5 protein-coding genes, 1 pseudogene and 1 other annotated feature are annotated in these 5,139 nt (G+C 40.1%); all 6 genes and pseudogenes read left to right on the top strand.

What is annotated here, in order from left to right; translation table 11 throughout:
* The coding region (gene tnpA / locus AC5YDH_RS14790) for an IS66-like element accessory protein TnpA (RefSeq protein ID WP_496119876.1) at positions 1–389 on the top strand (389 nt) is incomplete at its 5' end.
* Positions 386–721 carry an IS66 family insertion sequence element accessory protein TnpB gene (tnpB, locus tag AC5YDH_RS14785; RefSeq protein ID WP_496118774.1) on the top strand — a complete coding sequence of 112 codons (336 nt, stop codon included), beginning with the start codon at positions 386–388 and terminating at the stop codon, positions 719–721. The genes tnpA and tnpB, both read left to right, overlap by 4 nt.
* Before the next feature lie 74 nt (positions 722–795).
* Positions 796–2,400: an IS66 family transposase gene (gene tnpC, locus AC5YDH_RS14780; RefSeq protein ID WP_496118776.1), complete on the top strand. Its 1,605-nt coding sequence runs from the start codon at positions 796–798 to the stop codon at positions 2,398–2,400.
* A 677-nt stretch (positions 2,401–3,077) separates the two neighbouring features.
* Positions 3,078–4,343, top strand: coding sequence for a mechanosensitive ion channel family protein (locus tag AC5YDH_RS14775; protein ID WP_496120579.1), 1,266 nt, complete (start codon positions 3,078–3,080; stop codon positions 4,341–4,343).
* Between the two features lie 92 nt (positions 4,344–4,435).
* Positions 4,436–4,868 (top strand): annotated as a pseudogene (locus tag AC5YDH_RS14770) (transposase); the annotation flags it as partial.
* Positions 4,710–4,826 (top strand) — a sequence feature (AL1L pseudoknot). Its footprint overlaps the pseudogene before it by 117 nt.
* A gap of 53 nt (positions 4,869–4,921) precedes the next feature.
* Positions 4,922–5,139: transposase (locus tag AC5YDH_RS14765; protein WP_496120578.1), on the top strand; the 218-nt coding region annotated here is incomplete at its 3' end.

Genomic DNA, 5,139 nt, shown 5'->3' with positions numbered 1-5,139 from the left:
AAAAGCCTCGTCGAACCTTCACGGCTGAATTTAAACATCAACTTATTCAGCAATGCCAGCAGCCAGATACATCAGTGGCCAAGGTCGCAATGCAACATCAGATCAATGCCAATCTGTTGCATAAATGGATTCGTCAATCCAGATCAATACCCCCTGCATTAACAACCCCATCTAGTCCACAGACTGACTTTCTTCCGGTCATGCTTCACCCGACTCCAGCCAAACAAGACGCACCTCCGCTATCTGTTCCGGAGAAGAATACTGTCGCTCATATCAGAATTCCACTGCATCAGAAACAATGTTCTGCAAGAGATCAGGTGATCGAAATCGAATGGCCAGTGGAATCGGCCAAGGAGTTGCTGCTTTTACTTCAGGGCTTGATCAAATGATCCGTATCGATGAAATCTGGCTCTCTACCCAGCCGATGGACATGCGTGCGGGTATGGATACGGCTATGGCGCAGATCATGAAAGCCTTTGGCTACATTAAACCGCATTGTGCTTACCTGTTCTGTAATAAACGTGGCCATCGCATGAAAGTGCTGGTACATGATGGACTGGGCATCTGGCTGTGTGCCCGGCGGCTGGAACAGGGAAAATTCCACTGGGCGCAGGTTCACCAGGGTGAAAGCATGGCGATCAGTCCGGAACAGTTACAAGCACTGATCCAGGGTTTGCCCTGGCAGCGCATTGGACGACAGCAGGTGGTGACGATGCTTTAAACCAGGCTGGTCCATTCTGCTATTCTCCAAACGTTCTATTTCCTCTGCGTCATGACCTCAGGCATACTGCGGTCATGAATACGCTGCCAGACTTAAGCCAACTGACCCATGAACAACTGCTGGAATTTACCAGACAGTTGGCAATGCAGCATCAGTCTCTGGCACAATCAAATCAAGAATTAGAAAAATCAAACCAGCAATTGGATGCCAAAGTTCAACATCTTTCTATTCTCAATCAAAAATACGAGCATGAACTGGCGCTGTTTAAACAGCACAAATTCGGTAGTAAAAACGAACATCTCACCGCAAAACAAATCCATCTGTGGGATGAGGCGGTCGAAGAAGATATCACAGCAGTCGATCTGGAACTGGAGCGGCTGAATGCAGATAAAACCGATGCAGCGACACACAAAGCCAAAGCAAATAAACCTAAACGTCGACTGCTGCCCGATCATCTACACACCATTCGTATTGAGCATGAACCAACATCAACCCAATGTGCTTGTGGCTGCCAACTCCGTCGTATCGGCGAAGATATCAGTGAAAAACTGCATTTCAGACCGGCACAGTTCTATAAGGAACAGCATGTGCGTGGCAAATGGGTCTGTGATCAGTGTGACACCCTGACTCAGCAAGCGATGCCCGCCTATGTGATTGATAAAGGCATTGCTTCACCTGAACTGCTCAGCCATGTGCTGGTCTCGAAATACGCTGATCATTTGCCGCTGTACCGTCAGCGCCTGATCTATCAGCGGGCGGGCATTGATCTGTCCAGATCTACTTTATCTGACTGGATTGGTCGCTGCGGTGTGGAACTGGAACCTCTGGCCAATGCCTTAAAACAGGTGGTGCTGCAACAGCGGGTGCTGCATGCAGATGAAACACCAGTCACCATCATGCGGATGGGTGAGAATGATAAAAAACCGAAGAAAGGTTATGTCTGGGCCTATGCCACTACACAGTACAATCCAGTTCAAGCCGTGATCTATGACTTTCAGGATAGTCGTTCAGGTCAGCATGCAGAAGAGTTCCTGAATGGCTGGCAGGGCCATCTGGTCTGTGATGATTACAGCGGTTATAAAGCACGCTTTAAATCAGGCGATGTCATTGAGGTGGGCTGCATGGCACATGCACGTCGTAAATTTCATGAACTGCATGTGACCGGGAAAAGTCAGATCGCTGAACAGGCATTAGTGCTGATTCAGAAACTGTATGCGATAGAAGCAGAACTCAGGAAAAAGACCGATGGTACAGCAGAACAGCGCCGCGAATACCGACAACAGCATAGTCAACCGGTGATGCAACAACTGTATGAATGGCTCAACCAACATCAACTGACTGTGCCATCGAGTTCTCCAACCGCCAAGGCGATCAATTACACTCTGAAGCGTTGGCCAGCTTTAAGCCGCTATCTGGATGATGGCAATCTACCGATTTGCAATAACTGGGTGGAAAACCAGATGCGCCCCTGGGCGTTGGGACGTAAGAACTGGTTATTTGCAGGTTCGCTGCGCAGCGGTCAGCGAGCAGCCAATATTATGACATTAATCCAGTCAGCAAAGCTGAATGGGCTGGATCCGTATGCCTATTTAAGTGATGTGCTGAAAAGATTGCCGACACATAAAGTGACTCAGATTGAAGAATTGCTACCACACCGCTGGAAACCTGAACCGAATTAAAAAATAGGCATGGGGTTCAGCGGACGCTTACATTTAAAATCATAATGAGTTAGTCTAGTAAGTAAATATATAATTTTGTTATAGATTGCAATAGATAATAAAAGTTATTATTTGTATGACTAGAGAGTGATATTTACTGTATAAAAAAGTGAAAGAGTAAAATCCAATAACCAAGCCGATCTCTCGCTATACCTCGTACAATATTGAAGTGTAAATACTGGTCTAAGTTATTTTCTATTACTTTAATATTTGTCTCGAATCAAATTTAAAAAAATCATAGAAGCTAGTTTATTGCACATTAGAGCAAGCTACCTTCGGTGAGATTGACCTCTATTATCTAGTTTGATTCCGAAATACCATAGTGGTTATAACCACAATGTGAAGACGGTCGAAGTTAAATCTACTCCGATATTTAGGTAGAGCCATATTGAATAAATCTACAGAATTAGGTCGTCCGTATATCCAAGTTGTCAATTGAGTTCTGCTTAAATTAGGAGAGTATTATTTTAAAATCTTTATGTAATACAGCTGTTAAAAGGCAACTTATCTCAACATTAGTTGTTATTTTTAATAATGCCTAATATCCTAAATATTTCATGTTTAACTAAATTTATACTGTATAAGTTTTTAACTTATCAATTGAAATATAGAAAGTATAGTCGTAGAGAGAGTACATTTTGCAATATTTAAACTTTATTCAAAGTCTTCAAGAGTGGTCTGATCAATATCCTTGGTTGGAGATGCTAACATCACTCAGTATTCTAATTATAGTAGCGGGTATAGCAACTTTTATTGCAAAACAATTTGTTGTTAAAGGAATTCGTAAACTTGTTTCTAAAATTTCAGGTGAGAATAGCAACTTTATTTCACAATATAGCGTGATTCGACGTATTTCGAATATTGTTCCTGCTATTATTATTATGAATGGTATTGTGACGGTTCCACATTTGTCCGATAAAGCTGAAAGTTTTATACAGATGGGCGCACAAGCTTTTATTTTTCTAACCATTGCTTTGGCTATTGCAGAATTTTTAAATATTTTTAATTTCATTTATCAAAGAAATCCACATTCAAAAGATAAACCAATTAAAGGGTATCTTCAATTAATAAAATTGGTTGTTTTTGTTATTTGTGGATTAATGGTTATTGGAACATTCTTAAAAAAAGATGTTTTTACGTTGCTTGCCGGTTTTGGGGCAATGGCTGCGGTATTAATGTTAGTTTTTCAAAATACGATTTTATCCTTGGTCGCTTCAGTTCAAATTGCATCCTATAATATGGTTCGAGTAGGGGATTGGATTGAAATGCCATCTTTAAATGCAGATGGAGATGTTATTGATATTTCACTACATACGGTGACTGTTCAGAATTGGGATAAAACTTTAACAACGATTCCAACTAATAAATTAATTACAGACACTTTTAAAAACTGGCGTGGTATGCAAAATACAGGTGCACGACGAATTAAGCGTTACTTATTAATTGATCAGAGTACCGTGCATTTTATGACAGCAGATGAGCAAAAAAGGCTGAAAGAATTTCTTTTATTGGATCATTATTTAGATTTAAAAAGTGAAGAACTTGAAAAGTTTAATCATCAATTGATTAATCAGTCAAAATATAATCAGAGAAGATTAACAAATTTAGGAACTTTTCGTGCTTACGTGGAGTTTTATCTAAAGCAACATATTGGAATTAGTAAAAATCAAACATTAATTGTTCGCCAAATGGAATTGACTAGTGAAGGCTTACCTCTAGAAATATATGCATTTACGAATACGACAGTATGGAATGAATATGAAAGTATCCAATCAGATATATTTGATCACTTAATTGCAATTTTACCAGAGTTTGGTTTAGGTCTATACATGGCACCGTCAAGTAATGATTTTAAGAAATTATTTGAAGCAACCGTATCTTCAACTGACCCGATGAATCATTGATAGAAGGAGAGATATAAGCCTAATTTTAAGTTTATACGAAATGAACCATACAGGGTTTGTCTGAGACCAACTTTTCTTGAGAGAGTGTTCCGATGACAAACTTAAAATATACCCCTGAAATCAGAGAAAGAGCTATTCAACTTGTGATTGAATCCGAAAAATATTATCCATCGAATTGGGCTGCAGTTTCAGCGATTGCACCAAAATTGGTTGTACTGCTGAAACATTGCGTGTTTGGTATTTAAAGTATCTCGATCAATAGAATCCTGTCAAAATACAACAGGTATCTGACCAAGAAAAAATGAAGCAAATGGAACGTGAAATTAAAGAATTAAAAAGTGCCAATGAAATTCTACGCAAAGCAGTCGCTTTTTTCGCTCAAGCGGAGCTCGACCGCCCACACAAATAATGGTGGATTTTATCCACAACAATAAAGATCGATATAGTGTTGATGCAATTTGTAAAATTTTACCAATTTTAACATCAACCTATTATCGAGCTTTAGATCTCTTTGATAATTCAGAGGTTTTGTTGCACAAACCTATCTGTAAAGGGTTTTTCAGCGATATAATTTTCAAATGAAGAAGCCTACACACAAAATCTACCACACAACCAATTGGCCCGCATATAACCGAGCACTCATGAGTCGCGGAAATATTGCCATTTGGTTTGATCCTGCTACGCAATGGTATGCGCCATCAAAAGGCAAACAAGGGCGAAATCAAACCTACTCCGACGCAGCCATCCAATGCTGCTTAATGATTAAATCCTTATTCCGTCTGTCTTTACGTATGGT

It is taken from the genome of Acinetobacter sp. FY683, assembly GCF_059515885.1.
This window is presented reverse-complemented; position numbering and strand designations above follow the sequence as displayed.

Excerpts from the sequence above, each read along its gene's own strand:
- tnpB (WP_496118774.1), top strand. The coding sequence starts at position 386 with ATGATCCGTATCGATGAAATCTGGCTCTCTACCCAGCCGATGGACATG.
- tnpC (WP_496118776.1), top strand. The coding sequence starts at position 796 with ATGAATACGCTGCCAGACTTAAGCCAACTGACCCATGAACAACTGCTG.